This is a genomic window from Chitinophaga sp. 180180018-3 (assembly GCF_037893185.1).
Classification (GTDB): domain Bacteria; phylum Bacteroidota; class Bacteroidia; order Chitinophagales; family Chitinophagaceae; genus Chitinophaga.
Window position 1 is genome coordinate 6750001 of sequence record NZ_CP140772.1, and the last position, 22547, is coordinate 6772547.

A 22547-nucleotide genomic window follows, 5' to 3' on the forward strand; every position below is an offset into this window, starting at 1 on the left:
GGCCCCTCACCATCCCCCGCAAAAAACGATTGGCGGTAACGTTATAGGATATACGCTCTTCCCCGATTGTCCAGTAAGAAGTAGTTATATTACAGATATAGGTCTTTACCTGTGTATTTCTCTTCGAAAAGGTAGTAAAATCACGATACTCCATAATGACAGCAGCAGCCTCCTGCAGCGCATCATGGTCCAGTTTATAAGGAAAGAAATATCCGCGGTCTTTCATAAACGGATCCTTATGCCGGTATAACGTATATTCATAAGAACGGCCCAGCGCGGCAAAGCGGCTGTTGGCATCCGGCGGCACCAGGTAGACACCTTTCAGCACCACATCTTCCGGTAAAATTGCATTGATCTTATATAAAAACTGAGGGTGTAAGGGCAATTCCGTGTCAAAGTGCAGGAAGTTCTGTAATGCATTCACCCCCGCATCGGTACGGCTGGAACCAGTGCTCACAATAGTTTCCCTGAGTAATAAACTCAACGCACGATCTATCTCTGCCTGCACGGTATGTGCATTTTCCTGTATCTGGAAACCACTGTACTGCGCTCCTTTGTATGCTACTTCTATAAAGTACCTGTTCATATCGGGAGCGAAAATAAAGAATTGCAGCTATTAAAAAGAAAAGGGGGCTAAAGCCCCCTTTCAAATTACTTATGCAGCATCGCCTTAAAGCGTCCCTTGTAGTAGTCATCTATCAACAGCGACTCCAGCGAACTATATTTCTCCGAATCGTAGGTCTTGGAGTAAGCCGCATCCAGCAGGCGATACCGGGTATCATCGCCGGTCAGCAACTGCACCAGTGTTTTTACCTGCGATGTTTCCAGACAATAATTACGGGTCTGTTTCTGGAATACATCTATCATACTGTTATCTGTACGGGCAGCTACAAACTTGCGCAATACCTTACGGAAAGTACCTTCATCCATGATATTGCTGCAATCGGAGTTAACCAGGCGAGTGTCTGTTTTCTTCCGGGAAACGGCGGGCGCCTCTGCTGCTACTTCTGCGCCTACCGGTGCTCCTGCTGCATCCAGCGTAGTTTCATCACCGCCGTGTTTCTTTTTCTTCTTTGATGTTTTCACCGGTTCATCTGCTCCATATGCAGCAATACCATAACCGCTGGAATCGGTGATCACATTGGCAAAGCCCTTCTCTTCGCTATTTCTGTGTTTCTTCTTACGCGAACGGCCGGATGTTTCCTCTGTTGCAGGCAGATCAGGTATTACAGGTGCTGTAGCCGTCACCTGCGGAGCAGTGGCAGCAGCAGCCGGCGTTTTATCGTCCTGGAATTCTATAAAATCAGGCTCTCCTTCACGGGCCTTATGTTTTTTATGCTTTTTCACCGGTTGTTCTTCTGCCAGCGCTGGCGGAGTCACCTCTGTAGCAGCTGCTTCGCTGGCTGCAGTCTTACTTTCATCTGCCATCACCTGTGTCAACAAGGCCTGCTCTTCTTCCGTCAGTGGCTCTCTTTCGTTCCTACGCTTCTTGCGGGCGGGCTTACTGGGCTCTTCCACTCCGGCTCCTGCATCCACAGCCGCTACTGGTGTTTTCACAACCGGAGCAGGTGCAGGCACGGGTTCCGGCTCATTCCTGTCGTCGGCCGATACTACCACTTTATCAAGGGCAGATGAAAACGAATTTCCCTGTTTATTAGCCGAATTGGTTTTAGCGGGGCCGGTTACAATTGCCTTATCAGCAAATGTTGTTTCCAGTTCTTTCTGGAGATTGGTCATCATCTCTTTCTTGGCAGTATCCAGTTCTGCCTGCGGAGGCACATCTGCCGCGGGTGTTGCCGGAGCGGCGTCTGCTACGGCAGGGGCATCTGAATTCGCCTTCAGCTCCCGGAAGGTCTGCAGATTATAAAGCGAATATCCGTCGCCCGCTTTTTTCAGCAGGAAACCCTGATCATTCTTTGCTATTCTAACGCTGAATTGTGCTTCCGGGGAAGCATTTTTAGGGAATCCTACAGTGATGGGAGCGGTTCCGGTCTCCAGCTGCGGGATGATAATATATCCCCGCTCTGTGGAGCTTAGTACCTTACCGTTGTACTTTACATAGAATGGTTGCCCCTTCTCACTCTGGATATAAACATAATGACGTTGTCCCTGCGCCATCCCACGGCTGAAAAGGAACATACACGCCAATACAGATATGGCTGTCCTGATTTTGCGATGCATACTATAAACTTGGTATAAAACTGTCCTTATGCAAATATTATTCCAGCACTACCAGCACTTCACCTTTTTCTACGGCGGTGCGTTCGGCAATCCTGATTTCCTTCACTACGGCATCCGATGCCGCCTTGAACACATTTTCCATTTTCATGGCTTCCAGTATCAACACCGGATCACCTTTGCGGATGGCCTGCCCCGGACTTACCAATACTTTCAGTACCAGTCCTGGCATAGGCGCTTTTATGTCGTTCACTTTCCGGGCCATGGCATCTTTAATACCCATAGAGGCCAATAGCTGATCAATAGGCTCTTCCAACGCCACTTCAAAGTGCTGCAGCCCGATTTGCAAGGTTACTGTTTTAGTGTCTCTGTCGATCCGTAAAACCTGGGCCTGGTAGCTATGACCATTCATGATAATACTGTAATCTCCTGTCGGTAACTGTACTGCCGACCAGTTTACTTCCTGATCGTTGCAGGTTAGTTTTTTATCATTATTAACGGCAAATACAGATTTACCGTTTACTGTTGCTTTGATCATATGCTATTTTATTGGCCTGTAACTGTAACAAAAATAGCATTTTTAACCACTTAGCTCGTTTTTAGCCCATTTGTTTAAATTTGATGCGTTTAAGTCGGCCAAGCCGATACATTTGTTTTAAATCGTTTTTTCCATGAATCAACATCTGAAGCAATCCCTGAAAGGAATGCTGGTCGGAGGAATGGCTATAATGGGGTTGAGTGCTTCGTTGCTTGCCCAATCAGACAAGTCTAACCTGGAAGACCCCGCATTAAACATCTACAGAGCAGCTGCCACCAAAGTAAATGACCTGGTACATACGAAACTGGATGTACGTTTCGATTACGCCAAAAGATACCTTTATGGTAAGGCCTGGATCACCCTCAAACCCCATTTCTATGCTACCGACTCCCTGACCCTCGATGCCAAAGGTATGGATATTAAGGAAGTAGCGCTGGTAAAAGGCAACAGGAATATTCCGTTGAAATACAGCTACGATAATATGCAGCTGCACATTGCACTCGACAAATCCTACAACGCTACCGAATCATACATTATACATATTAATTATACCTCCAAGCCCGATGAGCTGAAAGTCAAGGGCAGTGCGGCGATCACGGAGGCCAAAGGATTATACTTCATCAACCCCGACGGTAAAGATCCTAAAAAGCCTATCCAGATATGGACGCAGGGTGAAACAGAAAGTGCCTCAGCATGGTTTCCGACTATCGATAAAACCAACCAGAAATGTACTGAAGAGATCAGTATGACGGTAGAAAAGAAATACGTTACACTGTCGAACGGTAAACTGGTTAGCCAGAAGAATAACGCAGATGGTACCCGTACTGATACCTGGAAGATGGATCTGCCCCATTCCCCTTATCTCTTCATGATGGCGGTGGGTGAATATGCTATTGTAAAAGACAGCTGGCGTGGTAAGGAGGTAAATTATTATGTGGAAAAACCTTTCGAGAAATATGCGCGCAATATTTTCGGCAATACTCCGGAAATGCTCACCTTTTATTCTAAACTGCTGGGCTATGATTATCCCTGGGTAAAATACTCCCAGATCACCGGCCGCGACTATGTTTCAGGCGCAATGGAAAATACTACGGCCACATTGCACGGAGAGTTTCTTCAGAAAACAGACAGGGAACTGCTCGACAACAATAACTACAACGAATCTGTGATTGCGCACGAATTGTTTCACCACTGGTTCGGAGACCTGGCCACTGCTGAATCCTGGAGTAATCTCACGATGAACGAATCTTTCGCAGACTACAGTGAATACCTCTGGCTGGAGTACAAATATGGAAGGGATGCCGCTGATGAGCATAGCCTGGAAGCCACCCAATCGTATATGTCGATGGTACAATATTCTGGTGATAAAGACCTGGTACGCTTTCACTATCGTGACCGGGAAGACATGTTTGACCAGGTGACTTATCAGAAAGGCGGCCGTATTCTGAATATGCTGCGTTATGCAGTAGGTGATTCTGCTTTCTTCAAATCACTGAACCTCTATCTGAAAACCTATGCATTTAAAGCCACAGAAGCGCATCAGCTCCGCCTTGCTTTTGAAGAAGTGACTGGCCGTGATATGAACTGGTTCTTCAACGAATGGTACTTTGGTAAAGGCTTCCCACAACTGGATATCAGCTACAAATATGATGAAGCGGCGAAAAAAGTGACGGTTGTTATCCAGCAGATCCAGAAGGAGGATAAAATATGGCAGATCCCGATGGCAATAGATGTATATGAGGGTAGTAAGGCAACCCGGCATAATATATTTATGACCAACCGGGTAGATTCCTTTACGTTCTCCTATCATAACAAACCCGACCTGGTGAACGTGGATGCCGACAAGGTAGTATTGGCTAAAGTCGACGATCATCGTCCGTTCAGCACCTATGCTTTCCAATACCAGCATGCGCCTACGTACATGGATCGTCGTATAGCCATCGACGAGGCTGCTGAAGCGCAGGGCAGTAACCCGGAGGCAGCCCGGATACTCCAGCTTGCACTGAAAGACAAATACCACGGTTTGAGAACATATGCTCTTGGCAAACTGAATATGAGTAACAGCACCATCAAGGCGGCGGCATTGCCGGTGATACTGGAGCTGGCTCAGAAAGATCCCAGTTCGCTGGTACGGGCGGCAGCGCTGCAACAGCTGGTTGAGCTGAAAGATCCGCAATATGCTGCGATGTTTGAAACAGCTACAAAAGATCCGTCGTACGGAGTAGAAGCTGCCGGCCTCGAAGGCCTCTCAGCACTGGACCAGGAAAAAGCTTATGCAGTGGCGCAGAAAATGTCGGCCGATGCGAAAGGTAAACTGGTAACGGCTATTGCCGGCATTTTTGCCAAGCAGGGCAATGCTGCTGATGTAGATTACGTAGCTGCTAAATTCGATGAAACCAGCGGCCAGGACAAGCTAAATGCTGCATTCGACTACCTGGGTTTCCTGGCGAAGATTAACAATACCACCGCTGTACTGAAAGGCATCGACCAGGTAAAAGCCATGACAGCGCAGTTTAACAACTCACAGGTAAGCACTTACATCAGCAATTGGATGCAGGAAATCGCCGAGAAGAAAAGCCGGGATACTACTACTGTAAGCGGCACCAATCGCGATGAATTGCAGAAACAATCGGATTATTTCCGCAAGACAGCAGCGGAGATAAAGAAGACGATTAAGGATTAATTACGAATTACGAAATAAAGCGAAGACCTAAGCAGATAATAATCTAAATGAAAATATTATCTGCTTAGGTCTTCGCTTTATTTCGTAATTCGTAATTCCTAATTACTGGTGTCCGGTAAAACTTAGGCTTGATCAAAAAGCCTAGGTTTTACGGGCATAAAAGGTTCAAAAAAGGGATATTTAAAGTTCCAGGCCCCTATGTGGCAAATAGCAAAAGCGGAGAATCTTTAGCTTTATACTGATTGAACCTGTCTAAAAGGCTTTTTTCGGCCGCCGTGATAAAGGCTTTAAGGTTCATATAAGTCATCATATGTAGCCTGACCATACTAACCAGATTAGAAAAGGACCATTTGCATTTGTAGTTAGAGCTGATTACTTTAAGAATAAGATCAGCAATCATTACACACCAGATTTGTATTTTAATAGCATTGGGGCTATCTCCCAGAAAGTATCTAAGGGGATAATTTTGCTTTAGCCGCTTAAATAATAATTCAATCTGCCACCTTTTATGATAACAATCAGCTATAGTAGCAGGTTTGAGATGAAAATCATTAGTTATAAATTCAAAGATATGGCCGCTTTTTTTGTCCTTATAAGTAATAAGTCGGGCCTTTACCTTAGCATTTTTTTTATTATGATTATGTCCTAACTCAATTTCCCGGTCAGCTAAAACCCCCTTGTTTACCTGCGACTCACTGATGGGACGATCTTCGATAATTGTATGAATGGAACTATCGATGTTACGGGTTATCCATGTAATGGCTCCTTCATCCAAAGTGTTATAAGCACTATAGTCTCTGTATCCTTTATCAAATACCAGGATTGACCCGGCAGGTAACACCACTTTTTTAAGAAAGGAAACATCAGCTTTGGCAGCAGCGCTGAATCTAACCATACAGGGTACATCCTGATCGCTTCTCATTAAAGTGTGTACTTTAATACCGCCTTTGCGTCTTCCATCCATATCAGATTTACCTGCCCCTTTTAATATCTGCTGAAACAGGCTGATAGTGGTAGAATCAAACAGATAAAGTTTTGATGCCAGTTTTGCCGGCCGGCTGTCCGGTAAAAATTGTCCATACCGCTTTAATAGTTCCAGGTAGATGGCTTCAAAAACTTTTGTACCTCTACGTATACTGGCATCAGAAATAGTACTCCTTCTGGGCGGATGGGTGATGCCCAGATGGGCTAGTCGGTGCTCCCAGGCCAGCATGCCTGTAGTAACCTCCCGCAAGGAGCTACACTGATTAATTATACTGTAAAGTAGCGTCACCAGATGATCATAGGTCTTGAATCGCTTACAGCAACGATCTGCCTGATAGTGAATGGCTAATTTGTTCACCAGCGGTCTGGGAATAAAAGAAAGTAACTGACTAAATATCGGCTGTCCGGTAAAATATATACCTTTACTCATGGTACTTTTTTTAAGTGTGGTAACTTGAAAATACCAAAAAACGGGGACGATTGTCCCCGTTTTTATTCATTGACTTCTTTTTTTCCCCGGACACCAATGATTCCTAATTCCTAATTTCCACCAGCCCTTTCTCTTCCTCATCCCATCTCCACGGGGTATTAGAAAGGCGTACCCCGCCCAGCCAGCGGTGTTCCTGTGATATATAATCGAGGTAGTTTTCTTCTTCCTCAAGGATTTCCCGTCCAAGGCTGGTTATTTTCAGCATCTGATCTTCTTCGGTAACGACACCTGCATGCACCATCTTGCGCACCAGCAGATCGAGTTGAAAATCACCGAAGCCATAAATTTCCAATTCGTTCCAGAAGAGCCGGTACAACTCGTACCAGCGGTAGCTGCCTAATACCAGGTGTAACAGGAAGTAATTTTCTATGATACTCAACCCGGTATTAACATCGGGGAATCTTTTCAGATGGGCGTTAATGGCAGCGGGCATGTATTTTAGTCTGCCCGTGCCGGATGGCAGCTTACTGATAACTTCCAGTGGTTGTGGCGTTTTCATACACCAGGCTTCCCATATCTCCGCGGCCCAACCCAGGTCTTTCTCATCCAGCCGGACGCGCTCTTCAAAAGCTGTTACCAGGTCGGCCGGAAGTGGCTTGTGTGTCAGATCTGCTATACTTATGGGAGGCAGATCTGATAATCTGTTGCTGAGGTAATAAAGCACAAATAACAGGTTCACCTGGCAGAAAAGGTCGTATTCAAACCAAAGGATGATCTCATCCGCAACAGCGCCGGAGGTATATAATTTCTCCAGTTCCTGCACAACGTTTGTATAGTAAGATTGCTTATCGATCCCGTAGTGAAACTCCAGGTGCTTTGCCCTGCTTTCAAAAAATTCTGGCAGGTGTGTCGTATATTTTGCTTTGCCTTCGCACATCATTTCCCGGCATATGACAACTTCTCCCGGTATGCCGCTTTCGCGGAATACGGTCAGTACTGCATCTCCGTTCAACACATTCAGATACGACATAAAATAACTTTATGCGAGAAAATTACCAGCTGCCACTGGCTCCACCACCGCCACCGGATCCACCGCCAAAACCACCGAAGCCGCCGCCTCCACCGCCGCCGGACCAGCCACCACCGCTACTTCCACTGCCCCAGCCGCTCATGCCTCCGATCACCGGCCATATCCAGCCACCACGTCTGTTATAAGTGGTACCGCCACCACCACCGCCGCCGCCACCGCGACTAATAATGGAAACAATAATCACAATGACCATAATCACCAGGAAGATAACTCCCGGGCTTATTCCAGGCTCACTCTGTTTGGGGTCTGCTTTGTATTCACCGGCAGCTGCTTTTTCAATAGCGTCCACCGCCCCGTTCAGGCCTTCATAATAACGGCCTTCGCGGAAAGCAGGCTTAATAATCTGGTTAATGATATCGTTGGCAATGGCATCAGGCACCGCCCCTTCCATACCATATCCCGTCTCGATCCTGATCTTCCTGTCTTCAACTGAAACAAGAATTAGTATCCCATTGTTCTTGCCTTTGCTACCTATCCCCCAATCCCGCAGTATTTTTAATGATACCTGGGAAATGTCGTAATCGCCGACCGACTTCAGGGTAACAATGGCAATCTGGGTGGACGTGCTGTCGTTGTATGCCACCACCTTCTGTTCCAATGCCTCATCTTCATTCTTCAGCAAAATACCTGCGAAATCATTTACCAGGGAAGGAGGATTAGGACGGGGCGGAATATTCTGGGCCTTAACCAGTAATCCGGCCATCAATAACAATCCCGGTAAAAACCAGCGTAATATTCTCATTGTATCAACCTATAATCGTTTAAAAAGAGTGGCGGTCATCTGCCGAAAACGATATCGTCTGGCAGCTCATTTTCATCGCCGGCTTCATGCGGGAAGTAAGTACGGAGGGAGGTGCCGATTTCTTCAATACAGGCCTCTATGCCTCCGATAATGTCGTTACCCTGAAAATGACGGATCAGCAACTCCGCTTCCTTTGCCCAGAAATCGTCACCCACTTTATCGTGGATGCCCTGGTCGCCCAAAATGGCAAATTGCCGGTCTTTGATCGCCACGTATACCAGCACGCCATTGCGCAACCTGGTTTTTCCCATGTCCAGTGATACGAATGCTTCCTTCGCCCTGTCCATGGGATTCACATAACTGCAATGACTTTCCACAAACAACCTGATCTCTCCGGATGTGAGCCGCTCAGCCACCCGGATAGCCTGCACTATTCTGTTCTTTTCCGATTCTGAAAAAATCTCTTTTCGCTTAAAGGGGAAAATGCGCATGCTCTAATTTTTATAAAAGTCGCTCATGCCTGAATCCATTGCTGATATCCAGGCATGAGTACCTAAGTAGGGGTTGTTTTAGAACTTCACTTCCGGAGCTTTGTCTGATCCGGCAGCAGCTTCGAAATAACCTTTCTGTTTGAACCCTGTAATACCAGCCACGATGTTAGTCGGGAAAGTACGCATGGAGCTGTTATATTCGTTCACCGCATTGTTGAAATCGTTGCGGGATACATTGATCCTGTTTTCTGTTCCTTCCAGCTGCGCCTGCAGATTCTGGAAGTTGGCATTCGCTTTCAGGTCCGGATAATTCTCGGTTACCATCAGCAGCCGGCCTAAAGCGGAACTTAATTGTCCCTGAGCAGCCTGGTATTGCTGAATTTTTTCAGGACTGAGATCATTGGCGTCCACCTTGATCTGGGTAGCGCTGGCACGTGCCTGTACAACTTTTTCCAGGGTTCCTTGTTCAAAATTAGCGGCACCTTTTACAGTAGCCACGAGGTTAGGGATCAAATCAGCGCGGCGTTGATAGGCACTTTGTACCTGGCCCCACTTATTTTTTACATTCTCTTCCTTGCTCACAAGGCCGTTGTATTTGCCACAACCAAACATCACAAGCAGTGCAAGTACTACAATAACAATAATTCCTGTTCTCATCAGATTAAATATTTAAGAGTTAATGCCGGCCAATACGCAAAACCTGTTCCTGTTTTGGGGCGCTGCCGGCGTAAGCAGTTTTTTTGTAGGTAAAAGTTATGAAAAAAACGGTGAATCTATATTTTTCACAGCAACACGAAAATAGATAAACTCAGCCACTAAAATTGCTATCGGATAAGGAAACCGCAAATTTTCAAAAAAGTTCAGCCTCCCTTGAAATATTCGTCTTAAAACAGTATGTTTATATGTACCTTTGCAATATGTAAAACGTTGAATGTTTTACCAAACAATCTGAGGGAATGCGGGGCAGGATGGACAGAAAACAGAATCAAAAATCTCATTGTTTTATAACTCATTTATTATCAATAACTTGGAATAAGTCTGCTTAAATGAGTGCACCACACATCCATATACTCTATATTGATGATGAGATACATAATCTGAATGCCTTCAAGGCTTCGTTCAGGAGAATGTATACTGTAGTAACAGCCTCGTCTGCAGAAGAAGCAGAAAAACTGCTGGCAGAACAGGAGTTTCACATCATTATCTCTGATCAGCGGATGCCCAAAACAACAGGGATAGAGTTTTTTGAGTCAATACTCGAAAAGTATCCGGATCCGATTCGTATGCTGCTGACAGGCTATGCCGATATTAACGCAGTAGTAGATGCCATTAATAAAGGGCAGGTCTACAAATACTTCTCTAAACCGTGGAATGAAGAGGAGTTGAAACACAACATTGATAAGGCTTACGAGGTATATGCCCTTCGTAAGGAAAACAAAGAACTTACTGCCAAACTGCTGGATGTAAACCAGAAGCTGGAGTTTCTGGTACGGCAAAAGCTGATTTCCTGATCATTTAGTTCCGGTGCCGACAGTGAGTATAGCCCTGCCAAACGGGGCCGATATTTCTTTTGCCTGATATTTCCGCCAAGGCCATTTATCAAAAAGCCGTTCCCTTCAACTGCTGAATATTGATTTTCCGTTAACTTGCACGACATTGTGAACCTAATTTCATGAATCATGCAAGTTTGGAAAGATTACCAGGCAAAGAATAAAGATCGTTTCCTGGATGAATTACTGGCATTGTTGCGCATTCCTTCTGTGAGTGCGGATTCCCGGTTTAATGAAGATACCCGGAAATGTGCTGAAGCAGTAAAAAAACACCTGGAAGAAGCTGGTGCTGAAAAGGTAGAAGTTTGTCAGACAGCGGGGCACCCGATCGTTTATGGAGAAAAAATCATAGATCCATCCTTACCTACTGTACTCGTATACGGCCACTACGATGTGCAACCCGCAGATCCGCTGGAACTGTGGCACAGCGGGCCATTTGAACCAGTAATCAAAGATGGCAATATATATGCGCGCGGTAGTGCCGACGATAAAGGGCAGTTTTACATGCATGTAAAAGCCTTTGAAACCATGCACCAAACGAACACCCTTCCCTGCAATATCAAGTTTATGATAGAAGGAGAAGAAGAAGTGGGTTCTGCCAACCTCGGCATTTTCCTGAAAGAAAACAAAGAGCGGCTGAAAGCTGATGTAGTGCTGATTTCAGATACTTCTATGATCAGCCTGGAAAATCCTTCTATTGATACGGGCTTACGTGGACTGGCCTATATGGAAGTAGAGGTAACCGGCCCTAACCGCGACCTTCACAGTGGCGTTTATGGCGGTGCGGTTGCAAACCCGGCCACCATCCTTGCAAAGATGATTGCATCACTCCATGATGAAAACAATCATATCACCATCCCTGGTTTCTATGATAAAGTACAGGAGCTGAATGCAGAAGAAAGAGCTGCACTTAACGCCGCTCCTTTCGATGAAGAGGAATACAAGAAAGACTTAGGTATAAGTGATGTATGGGGAGAGAAAGGATATACTACCATTGAAAGAACCGGCATCCGCCCAACACTGGAGGTAAACGGTATCTGGGGTGGTTATACCGGCGAAGGTTCCAAGACCGTGTTACCATCGAAAGCATTTGCCAAGATATCTATGCGGCTGGTGCCTAACCAGGACTGGCATGAGATCTCCGACCTCTTCACCAAACACTTTGAGGCGATTGCCCCTAAGAGCGTGAAAGTAAAGGTAACCAAACACCATGGTGGTAGTCCGTACGTAACGCCTACCGATTCGGTAGCATTCCAGGCAGCTCATAAAGCTATCCATACTACCTTTGGAAAGGCGCCTATTCCGGTTCGTGGAGGTGGAAGCATTCCCATTGTAGCGTTATTCGAAAAAGAACTGGGATTGAAAACAGTGTTGATGGGCTTCGGGCTGGACAGCGATAACCTCCATTCACCGAATGAGAAATACGGTTTGGATAACTATTACAAAGGCATAGAGACCATACCTTATTTCCATAAATTCTTTGCAGAGTTAAGCCGGTAGGAGTTTTTAGTCTTTAGCGGTTAGTTAGCTGGTCAGCAGCAAACTAACCGCTAAAGGCTAAACGCCGGCTAAAAGCTATTTTTATGTCTAACGAAAAAGTACGTGTCGATAAATATCTCTGGGCCATCAGAGTGTTCAAAACCCGTAGCCAGGCAGCCACAGCCTGCGACAGTGGCAAGGTGAAAATGAACGGTTCTTCCGTAAAAGCCGCCAAACCTGTATCTGTAGGCGATAAATTTGATATCCGTGGCGAAGCCCGCAAATGGGTGATCGAGGTAGTAAGTGTGATTTCCAACCGGGTGGCCTACAGCGAGGCCATCAAGCATTATATTGACAGCACCCCTGATGAAGATAAACTGGCGGCAGCCTATGTTGCGTCTGTATTCCAGACCGGTAAACGCCAAAGTAAGATAGGCCGACCCACTAAGAAAGACAGAAGGCAAATCGATGGATTCATGGATGGGGACGCCGGCGAAGAGTAACGCCTGCCTGTCTGTCTTCCTCAGCTCTACCTTTTTTCTACATTTTCTCACTTTTGCGTAGTAATTTTGCCAACTCATTCTTTAAACTAAGGAGTTTCAATGCCTACTAAACAAAGTGACGTACTACCTGCCGATTTCCTTGTAAAAGTGGCAGAAGAATTTGGTACCCCGGTATACATATACCACGCGGAAAAGATCAAAACCCAGTATGAAAAGCTACAGAAGGCGTTTCATAAGGCCGACACCCGCTTCTTTTACGCCTGTAAGGCATTGACCAACATCAATATCCTGAAGTACATCAATTCGCTGGGATGCGGACTGGATACCGTTTCCATACAGGAAGTACAACTGGGGCTGAAAGCCGGCTTTGATCCTAAGAACATTATCTTCACCCCTAACTGTGTAGATCTGCAGGAAATTATCGCAGCCAAGGATCTGGGTGTGATTATTAACATCGATAATCTCTCTATCCTGGAGCAGTTTGGTAATAAGTTCGGTGGCAGCTACCCGATCTGTATCCGGCTGAATCCACATATTATGGCCGGCGGTAATTTCAAGATATCTACCGGGCATATCGACAGCAAATTTGGCATTTCCATTCACCAGATGCGCCACATAGAACGCATCATCAATTCTACTAAATTGAAAGTAACTGGTTTGCATATGCATACTGGCTCTGAAATTAAGGATGTAGATGTATTCCTGCGTGGTGTGGAAGTAATGCTGGAGATGGTACAACATTTCCCCGACCTGGAATCTATTGACCTGGGAAGCGGCTTCAAAGTGGCTTATCAACAAGGAGATCCGGAAACTGATATCGAATTACTTGGCCGAAAGCTGAGCGATGCGTTCAATAAATTTGCGAAGACTTATGTGCGTCCGCTGCAGCTTTGGTTTGAGCCGGGCAAGTTTCTCGTAAGCCAGAGCGGATATTTTGTGGTGAAAGCCAATGTAATCAAACAAACTACTGCCAACGTATTTGTAGGCGTGAATTCAGGCTTCAACCATCTGATCAGGCCCATGTTCTACGATGCCTTCCATCTGATCCGTAACATCTCCAATCCTAAGGGTACAGAACGGATATATACGGTTGTAGGAAATATCTGTGAAACTGATACCTTCGGCTGGGACAGGAAGATCAATGAAGTAAGGGAAGGCGACTACCTGGTATTTTATAATGCCGGTGCCTATGGGTTTGAAATGTCGTCTAACTTCAATTCCCGTCTGAAACCGGCAGAAGTGCTTATCAAAGATGGTAAGCCGCAGCTGATCCGCAGGCGCGATACATTGGAAGACCTGCTAAAAAACCAGATCGAATTGCAATAAATTTCCGTTTTTCACCCGGATTCAGGTATTTGATTTACAATCTCTTAGTTAAGAGGCAAATCCCTGGATCCGGGAAATCCGGATTTCATACAATATTTCCCCTACCTTTGCGTCTACATTAATATCCTTCCCTGCTACTCCTGCACTGTTTATTGCTGTAAATTGAAAGATGTTTTATTTCCTGACATACTTAAAGGAAACGCTTTTGATTATAATTATACTTATAAGGTTTTATGAAAGTATTAACTGCACACCCCGGTATTTTTAACGACGACGAAGTAATTGATACATATATCTCATTCGTTCCATTTCTGAACTACCTGAAAGAGAAAGTAGCCTCAGATGGCGATTCACGCGCAGCGCTTTACCAGCTGATCATTGATAAATTTGAAAGTAATCCGGATATACTTAGGCCGATCAGAACAGATGCAGATCTTAGCATTTACAAAGAGTATCTGGACATGGTGACGGCGGCCATTTTCCCGGTTACAGCAGACACCGATAAGGATATCTATGGCATCGGTGTTCCCTTCAGATTCGCGTTGTTTTACTACTCCAACCTCTTTAAGCAGCTTTTCACTGCGGGCGGAGAAGAGCTGGCAGCCGTTCCCCAGGGGATCTCCATTTCCCAGGTGAAGAAAGATAAAATGACCTGGCTCTATAAGCTTATCCTGGAGAAGGTATACCACTTCCCCATGGATTATAAGAATGAGCTGATTCACACCCTGGACACTCCTGACGGAGGCAAACGCTTTGTGAAAGTGAATATAGATCCCAGGTTTGTGGAGGTAAAGGTAAATGGGGTGCTGCCCGACTTCAACTACGATCAGTTCTGCAGCCGGCAAATGACTCCGGAATCGCTGATAACAACCCTTCCGCCAAAGATGTTTTCTTTGGAAGGCTTCGTGATATGGACCGTTAAAGACGTTACCCAATCTGAAACCCTCAACAACATCAAGAACCTGGTGATGAACATGCAGCCCAGCAATGAGCAGGATAGCTACCGGGCACTCGAAAAAATGATACCGGTTATCATGGGTATCCCCGATATAACTGCACACCTGGTACCATTTCCGAAAGTGAATGGTAAAAACGTGCTGGAAGAACAATTCTCCAATAATGATCCAATTCTCGGTATTGGCAATAAAAAGCAACAGCAGCATTTCTTCCAGCTATTGCTGGATCATCTGAAGTTGCATCCAACTCCGTTGGTAATCCCGGATGTAAACGACAATACCATTGCTGGGCACCCGTTCCTTAAGTACCTCCCTGTCAAAAATATCCGGAGTTTCCTTGTGTTTCCGATCACGCATAAAAAAGAGATCCTGGGTGTATTGCAGCTGGCTTCCTCTGTTCCCGACCGGCTTTCCGCCGATCCTCTCTGGAAATTCCAGAACACTTACCCTCTGCTGGGATTGATGCTGAGTCGCAGCAGGAACATCCTGGAAAACCGGCTCAATGAAGTCATCAAAGATCAGTTCACCGCTCTGCAACCAGCCGTTGAATGGAAATTTGTGGATGCTGCCTGGAATTACCTGCTTACACCGGAAGAAGAAAGGAAAGATATCGAGAATATCAGCTTCGATGAGGTGTTCCCGTTATATGGCGCTGTTGATATCCGCAATTCATCTGTACAACAGGGCAACGCGATACGGGAAGATCTGCAGGAGCAGCTGGAATTGATCCGTGATACACTCACCACAATAAGCAATACCATTCACCTGCCCCTGCTGGAAGAGATGCAGTTCAAAACCAACGACCTCCTGGAAAACCTCAGCCACACGCTGCAGGCAGGGGAAGACCTGAAGGTGAACGAATTCATGGAGCAGGAAATACATCCCATACTCACTCACCTGAGTGAAGAGCATGAGGCGCTGCAACCCGTGCTGGCCGATTATTTCACAGAAATGGATAAACAAAGCGGACACGTATACCACCACCGCAGGGAATACGAAGAAAGCCTTTCAGCCATCAACACGGTGATCAGCCAGTACCTGGAAAAAGAGCGGCAATATATACAGCAATCGTTCCCGTGCTACTTCGAAAAGTACCGCACAGACGGGGTGGAATACACCATCTACATTGGGCAGTCGATTGCTGAGGGCAAGAAATTCGACCATTTATATCTGCGAAACCTTCGCCTGTGGCAGCTTTCGTCGATGGCACAGATTGCGCGGGTTACTCACCGCCTTTCTCCCAAACTGAAAGTGCCCCTGCAAACGACGCAGATGATACTGATGCACAGCTCCCCCATTACCATCAGTTTCCGTAGCGACGAACGCCGCTTCGATGTGGAAGGCGCCTATAATGTACGGTACGAGATCATTAAAAAACGTATCGACAAAGTGCATATTAAAGATACCGGTGAACGCCTTACCCAGCCTGGTACTATCGCCATGGTATATTCCTATATGAGGGAGATGGAAGAGCTAAAAAAATACATCTCCTTCCTCCAGAGCAAAAACATCCTGCTACCTGGCATCGAAATGCTGGATCTGGAAGAGTTGCAGGGAGTAAGTGGGTTGAAAGCGTTGAGGGTGAAGGTAAACCTGGAATAGTCTTTAGTCTTTAGTAAAAATGCAGCGGAGATAATCTCCGCTGCATTTTTACTAAAGACTAATAGCTAAAGACTAAAGACTGTTTAAAACTTGAATCCCAGCGTCACATACGGTACTGTTTCCTCCTTCGAATGTCCTATCACCGCTGTAATGATCATGGCGTTGATAGGGGCTACGAAAATACCGCCGCCAAAACCATCGTGCCAGACGTGAGATGTTTCGTTTTCCCTCCAGACACGGCCTACGTCGTTAAATCCGATAAGGCCAACGCCGGCAGGGAGTATATATGTTTTAAGGTCGAATAATTTGACACGGATCTCTGTATTGTTGTAGACATTGGCATCGCCGGCAAAGCGGTAGTTCCGGTAACCCCGAAGATTTTGCACACCACCTATTGTCAGTGCCTGGAAATATTCATAATTGCCCCACAGCTTGCCACCGCCGAAGCGGCTTACAATAACAAAGTTTGCAGGAATGCGGAAGCTCATGTATAAACTCAGGTCCGTCTGTAACTGGGTAGTATTATAGCTGTTGCCATTCAGGCCTAAATTACCGGAATACGTGGTAGTCCAGAATATGCCGCGGGTGGGAATTATTTTGTTATTGCGGGTATCGATAGTTGCTACTATCTTACCACCAGCGTACATCTTATTGGCATAAATATTCGCTGAATCGAGGCCATTGTTTTTGAAATCGGTGATAAAGCGATTGTTGTTTTCATCCCTGTCGAAATGATAATTATTCAACGTGGGGCCATAAGCGATAGTAATATGATCGCTCAGGCTGGTTCTGAGAAGTACTTCCGCCGTATAGAAGTTATAACGGGCACGATAGTACGGAATTTTCTTTCCACCGGATTTATCGAATACGGATTCGTTGCCGAAACCGAAGAAGTTAATGGTATTGTTTGGCGCTTTGGCCCTGGCCATTACCAGGAGATCAGATTTGCCAATCACATCTGTGTATTCTCCCTCATACCGGAAGTTCCACGCTCTTGTCGCGAGCGAGTGGGTAGCGGTGAACAGGTGTTTAGCAGAGAAAGGCTCCTTGCGGAAAGAATGCCGGGTAATGGATAAACCAAGCCCCAGCAGTACACCATCATCACGGTTGTATGCGCCCGCAAGCATAGGTACTGTTTTCCCGTACTGGAATGCACTCCGGTTATAGCTTATATTTTCAGGATTGTCAGATAAGCGACGTTGTTCATTAGCCGACAGGGCGAAGCTGTCTTTCCCGGAACGCTGATCGTATATGCGTATACGTTTGCCTGCTTTCACGGTAGTACTGTCGATATAGGTATCTGCATCCTTGCCGCCGATAAGCCGTATACGTATAGGCGTTGCATGATCACCTTTTATTTCGAAGCGGTCGTTTCCTCCCATTCCGTATACATTCAGTTCCTTGGTCACAGCAGGATCAAACGTCCGTGAATAGATGTTCTGTTGTACTGCGCCTTTTTTGCTGATCTTGAAAATATTCAATGCTACTGCTCCTCCGGCCTGCTTCTCCACGGTGATCAGTTCATTTTTTTCTGTAGCCGGCACATCCACTCCTTTGGCAAGGAAACGATAATACTTCATGGTGTTTTTCTCCAGGATGTCTCTGCGTGCTTTCAGTCGTTCCAGCATCATGGGGCCTACCTGCGCTTTGATGGTGTCGGGGAAAGTGTTTACAGCAGCTTCAATCACACTGTCGGTCATTTTCCTTAAAAACTTATCCGTTTGTTTCTTCCAATCGCTTTCATCCAGTTCATTCAAAAAAGAGCGATCGAAGTAACGGGAGGCAAAGTTAAAGCCGTTAATATCGGGGATATGATTCCTGAATCCCTGTATACCCGGCAGCAGCCAGGGTCGCGATGCCAGGCCGGGGAAAAGTCCTTCGTTGATGAAAAATGCCTGATCCCGATCGCGCGGCACCGGCAGGTAATAATCCTGGCCCTTATGTTTCTCTTTATACCAGCGCCACTGATCATCGTGCCGGTCGAAGTCCATAATGTACATATCCAGAATACGTGCGCGCAGCACCGGTTTCTGATCTACATGTACATCATTGTCGCCCTGGATCTTTGCCAATACTTTAGGAGTATTATACGTTTTATCATTCTTACCTGTTACAGGTTCTCTTTCTTCAAACAGGTATATTTCATTGCCGAAGTCGTTGGCATAAATGCCGAGCGACGTATCCCGCGGCAGGTATACGAAAGTCGGGTGTGTATGTGGTACTCCGGCCGCTTCAGCCAGCACACTTACTGCCAGCGGAGCGTACGGATTGGAAGCCGAAATCTGGTCCTGTACAATGTCTCTCGCTACTGTTTCCCGGAGCATTTCCGGAATGGCTGCCAACGGGAATTTCTTCAGGGAACGCAGGTTATATTCCGTTCCCGTGCTATCTTCCAGACGCAGGGAATGGGTTTGCTTTCCTCCGCCTCTTTGCAGGATATTAAGGCCGCCCTTTGCCGTTTTAAGGTTCAGTACCGGGAATTTCAGCGGGGTAGCCCATACTTTCCGGTAGTTTTCTCCCAACAGAAACCGGTGTAGTTTGTTTACATGATTGTATCGGGTATCTGCCGCCATTGTTACGAAAGATGGAAGTTCGGCAGGGACTTCATAGGTAATCGCCTTACGGGGGATGTCCTGCAAACGGAACAGGGTATTAGTGAAAACAGCCTGCTGACCTTTGTCAGCTACATAATACTGTACCCGTACTGTACTGTCGGCCAGGAGCTCCAGCACGCTGAACCCGTTTTCTGTAGATGCAAACAGTGATTTGGCGCCCTGTTTCACGCGATTGTTCTTGGCGCCACTGCCACTTACCACATAGGCGTTCCCGTTATCTTTTATCAATTGCAACGTATGATCATGACCGGATACAAATACCACCGGCCCATGAGGTTTCAGGGCCTCTTCCACGCTCTTAACCATCTGCCGGTACCGGGGATTTGGCAGGTCTTCCGCGGTGCCAAACACTCCCCTCGCCAATGGGTAAACAGACCCAATAACCAGTAAGGGGATGTACAATGATGGCTTCAGATCGGTAAGCGGAAATATATGCTGCTTAATCGTATAATATCCTCCATGTATCCCATAGCTTCTGAAAGGATGATGGGTAGCGAAAATGATCAGCTTATTCCGGTTGAGTGCTACGATCTCAGACAGCCGCGTCAGGATCTCTTCGTTATCTTTACAATCGCACGACGACTCTGCGCCAGGTTTCTGGTATGGGAACACCCACCATTCGCTGTCCATGATAATCAGCGTTACCTTATCGGAGATCTTTACTTCTACCGGGCCGGGGCATCCTTCCTTAGGTTCAAACTGTACATTGTCCAGGTTCAGGGAGTCTACATAACGTTGCTGGTTGCGGATTACCTGCCAGCCATCGGGCTTGCTTTTGTCCCAGTCGTGGTTACCCGGAATAATAAATCCCTTTGCCCTTGTTCCTTTCACCAGGTTAATCTGATAGTCCAGGATCTCTTTAGCTGCCGGGAAACGGGCACTGGCAGAGTCTGGCAACCCTTTCGGATACACGTTATCTCCGAGGAACAACACGGTGTTCCGGCTGTCTTGCAGGTCGAACGTTTGTCTGACAGCATCGATGACGGGATTCTTTCCATTGCTGTGAAGCTCACCGGCATCCCCGATGAGAATGATGCGTTGCAGCACCTGTGGGGATTGTGCGCAGACAGTGCTGCAGAAAAAAACAGCAAGTATGATATTGATAATGACAGATCTGATCATTTGGGCTTGTAAGTAAATTTAAGAATATTAGCCATCCCATCGCGCCCCCCTTCATTGGAAATATACATATCCCCGTTAGGAGCAAAAGTTATCCCTTCTGGTTGCTGGAAGAGTCTTCGTTTCAGGTTATATGCCTCCTGCACATTCCCTTTGAGATCAGCAATCACCAGCAGGCCGTTGACTGACGCCACTATATACAGCCGTTTTTCGATGGGATGTATAGCAGCAGCTGAAGGCTTGAAGTTACGCACATCTGTTCCGGCAAGATTGGCAATTTCATTTGCATTAAAATGGTAAATAGCAGCAGTATCAAAGGTTTTAGTGGCCAGGTGGAAGCGGTAGGCACTGGTGATACCCTGGCGTTTATCATCGGCACAATTCTTACAGATCATAACGATACTGTTCAGCGCAGTATCGTTATAAACTGTTTCAAACTCCTGCTTCACATCCCTCTCCAGCTTATAGTGGTCGCTATATACACTATCCGTAAAAAGCCCATGTACATGGTACAGAGATCCGCTGCTTTTCAGCACAAACCACCCGCTATCTGTGTGGCAAATATCCTCATAGTCCCCATCCCTGGCGAATTTATAATAACGGTAAGGCCTGGTGGCTGCCACATCTACCTCATAGATGCGCCCTTGTTCATCATTAATGGCCATAATACGATGCTCATCGGGGTATAATACAATACCGGATATTTCCTGCATAGACTCTCTCATCCGGTAGCGTACAGGGGATTTAAGGTCGTACCCGGCAGGAGAAGCGTAGATTTTTTGTTCCCGGTCACTGAAAGCGTTGCACGACAACAGGAAGAAGAGTGAGAATAGCCAGATACGGACAGTCATGGTGTAACATTATAACCTAAAATTAAGTTAAATTATGAATTACGAATTATGAATTACGAAATCGCGCGAAGATCTTTGCGAATAACACATATCTTGTCCGTTAAGATCTTCGCGCGATTTCGTAATTCGTAATTTTTAATTCGTAATTTCAATCAATAAATTTCGATCATGCAAAACAGCTCCTTAATCGATGCAGCGCGCGATTTTGTACTAGCCCAATATGAGCAGCATCCCAAGCCTAATCTGGTATATCATAACCTGGTACATACACAGCAGGTAGTTCAGGCAGCTGCCCAGATTGCCGCCCATTACCGTTTACAGGACGACGAACTGGTGGCGGTATATGTAGCCGCCTGGTTCCATGACGCCGGGTATTTGCTGGGCGATGCGAAGGTCCATGAGGAAAACGGCGCACAGGAAGCTATCGAATTCCTCCGGCAACAACAGGCCCCGGAAAACATACAGACGATGGTACAGGGGGCTATTCTTGCTACCAAAATGCCCCAGTCGCCACATACACTTGTAGAACAAATCGTTTGTGATGCAGATCTTTCTCACCTGGGCTCCAAAATCTTTAACGACAGGAACAAACTATTACGGCAGGAAGTAGAGATGACGCTGCAAAAAGAAGTGCCCGCCGTGCAATGGCTTTCTTCTTCCATTCATTTTCTCACGGAGCATCATTATTGGACAGACTACGCACAAACACTGTACAAGCAACAGAAGGAAGAGAACATTGCCAAACTAACGAAGAAGCTGGAAAAGAAAGCAGGAGATACCGCAGAAACTGACGAAACCATTGCAACTCCCAGCGATACTACCGCTACTGCAACAGCAGCAGCAATAAAGATTAAAAAAAATAAAAGAAAGAAACCGGAACGCGGCGTGGAAACCATGTTCCGCACCACCTCCACCAATCACATCAGGCTTAGCTCCATGGCCGATAGCAAGGCGCACATCATGATATCGGTCAACTCTATCATCATCTCTGTAATACTGAGCGTATTGATAAGACGACTGGAAGACTATCCGAATATGATCATACCGTCTGTTATCTTTCTTACTACATCGGTGCTGACTGTTATCTTTTCTGTGCTGGCGACCCGCCCCAATGTCACCAGCGGCGTGTTCACCAAAGCTGATATTGAAAAGAAAAATGCCAATCTGCTTTTCTTCGGGAATTTTTATAAAATGCACCTGGAAGAGTATGAATGGGGTATGAAACAGATGATGAACGATGCAGATTTCCTATATAGCAGTATGACTAAAGATATTTACTTCCTGGGGGCCGTACTGGGACATAAATACAAGCTGCTCCGTATCTCTTACAACATCTTTATGTTCGGCCTGATTATATCAGTGTTGTCATTTCTAGTAGCTGCTATTTTTTTCCCGGTTAAAGTGTAGTGA

17 protein-coding genes (1 of these 17 running past the window's edge) are annotated in these 22547 nt (G+C 46.1%); 7 read left to right on the forward strand and 10 right to left on the reverse strand.

Annotated features, from left to right (window positions below):
* The 3 genes from truA to UNH61_RS26460 all read right to left on the reverse strand — a co-directional run.
* A protein-coding gene (truA, locus tag UNH61_RS26450) for a tRNA pseudouridine(38-40) synthase TruA (RefSeq protein ID WP_326995008.1) crosses the window boundary here: on the reverse strand, positions 1–586 show its 5' portion. The gene continues 179 nt to the left of window position 1, outside the view; 586 of the gene's 765 nt are visible here — the first part of the coding sequence; it begins with the start codon at positions 584–586; the stop codon falls past the left edge of the window.
* A gap of 65 nt (positions 587–651) precedes the next feature.
* Entirely contained in the window at positions 652–2181 is a 1530-nt protein-coding gene (locus tag UNH61_RS26455; protein WP_326995009.1) for a DUF4476 domain-containing protein, read from the reverse strand.
* 37 nt (positions 2182–2218) lie between these two features.
* Positions 2219–2716 carry an acetyl-CoA carboxylase biotin carboxyl carrier protein subunit gene (locus UNH61_RS26460; protein ID WP_326995010.1) on the reverse strand — a complete coding sequence of 166 codons (498 nt, stop codon included), beginning with the start codon at positions 2714–2716 and terminating at the stop codon, positions 2219–2221.
* A gap of 133 nt (positions 2717–2849) precedes the next feature.
* On the opposite strand from UNH61_RS26460, the gene UNH61_RS26465 reads away from it, so the two are divergent.
* Entirely contained in the window at positions 2850–5399 is a 2550-nt protein-coding gene (locus UNH61_RS26465; protein ID WP_326995011.1) for a M1 family metallopeptidase, read from the forward strand.
* Between the two features lie 196 nt (positions 5400–5595).
* Here UNH61_RS26465 and UNH61_RS26470 read toward each other — a convergent pair whose 3' ends face one another.
* The 5 genes from UNH61_RS26470 to UNH61_RS26490 all read right to left on the reverse strand — a co-directional run bounded on the left by UNH61_RS26470 (position 5596) and on the right by UNH61_RS26490 (position 9793).
* Positions 5596–6813 (reverse strand): IS4 family transposase, encoded by a 1218-nt coding sequence (locus tag UNH61_RS26470; RefSeq protein WP_326992991.1) that lies wholly within the window; start codon positions 6811–6813, stop codon positions 5596–5598.
* A gap of 103 nt (positions 6814–6916) precedes the next feature.
* The gene (locus tag UNH61_RS26475; protein WP_326995012.1) at positions 6917–7843 is read right to left on the reverse strand and encodes a hypothetical protein; all 927 of its coding nucleotides are present in this window, start codon (positions 7841–7843) and stop codon (positions 6917–6919) included.
* Positions 7844–7865: 22 nt separating this feature from the next.
* Complete coding sequence (locus UNH61_RS26480) at positions 7866–8645, reverse strand: TPM domain-containing protein (RefSeq protein WP_326995013.1); 780 nt, start codon at positions 8643–8645, stop codon at positions 7866–7868.
* A gap of 35 nt (positions 8646–8680) precedes the next feature.
* Positions 8681–9136: a TPM domain-containing protein gene (locus tag UNH61_RS26485; RefSeq protein ID WP_326995014.1), complete on the reverse strand. Its 456-nt coding sequence runs from the start codon at positions 9134–9136 to the stop codon at positions 8681–8683.
* Between the two features lie 78 nt (positions 9137–9214).
* A complete protein-coding gene (locus UNH61_RS26490; RefSeq protein ID WP_326995015.1) occupies positions 9215–9793 on the reverse strand; it encodes a LemA family protein in 579 nt (192 codons plus the stop codon).
* Between the two features lie 389 nt (positions 9794–10182).
* On the opposite strand from UNH61_RS26490, the gene UNH61_RS26495 reads away from it, so the two are divergent.
* The 5 genes from UNH61_RS26495 to UNH61_RS26515 all read left to right on the forward strand — a co-directional run bounded on the left by UNH61_RS26495 (position 10183) and on the right by UNH61_RS26515 (position 16552).
* Positions 10183–10647 (forward strand): response regulator, encoded by a 465-nt coding sequence (locus UNH61_RS26495; RefSeq protein WP_326995016.1) that lies wholly within the window; start codon positions 10183–10185, stop codon positions 10645–10647.
* Between the two features lie 168 nt (positions 10648–10815).
* Positions 10816–12186 carry a dipeptidase gene (locus tag UNH61_RS26500; protein WP_326995017.1) on the forward strand — a complete coding sequence of 457 codons (1371 nt, stop codon included), beginning with the start codon at positions 10816–10818 and terminating at the stop codon, positions 12184–12186.
* Between the two features lie 83 nt (positions 12187–12269).
* Positions 12270–12668 (forward strand): RNA-binding S4 domain-containing protein, encoded by a 399-nt coding sequence (locus UNH61_RS26505; RefSeq protein ID WP_326995018.1) that lies wholly within the window; start codon positions 12270–12272, stop codon positions 12666–12668.
* Between the two features lie 99 nt (positions 12669–12767).
* Positions 12768–13994, forward strand: coding sequence for a diaminopimelate decarboxylase (lysA, locus tag UNH61_RS26510; protein WP_326995019.1), 1227 nt, complete (start codon positions 12768–12770; stop codon positions 13992–13994).
* 233 nt (positions 13995–14227) lie between these two features.
* Positions 14228–16552, forward strand: a complete 2325-nt coding sequence (locus UNH61_RS26515) for a hypothetical protein (RefSeq protein ID WP_326995020.1) — start codon at positions 14228–14230, stop codon at positions 16550–16552.
* 83 nt (positions 16553–16635) lie between these two features.
* Here the strand turns inward: UNH61_RS26515 and UNH61_RS26520 are convergent, their stop codons facing one another.
* On the reverse strand, positions 16636–20289 hold the full coding sequence (locus tag UNH61_RS26520; RefSeq protein ID WP_326995021.1) for a BamA/TamA family outer membrane protein: 3654 nt from the start codon (positions 20287–20289) through the stop codon (positions 16636–16638).
* The gene (locus UNH61_RS26525) at positions 20286–21137 is read right to left on the reverse strand and encodes a hypothetical protein (protein WP_326995022.1); all 852 of its coding nucleotides are present in this window, start codon (positions 21135–21137) and stop codon (positions 20286–20288) included. The genes UNH61_RS26520 and UNH61_RS26525 overlap by 4 nt, the downstream gene beginning before the upstream one ends.
* Positions 21138–21305: 168 nt before the next feature.
* Between UNH61_RS26525 and UNH61_RS26530 the strand changes: the two genes are divergently transcribed.
* Complete coding sequence (locus UNH61_RS26530; RefSeq protein WP_326995023.1) at positions 21306–22544, forward strand: Pycsar system effector family protein; 1239 nt, start codon at positions 21306–21308, stop codon at positions 22542–22544.
* Positions 22545–22547: the final 3 nt, after the last annotated feature.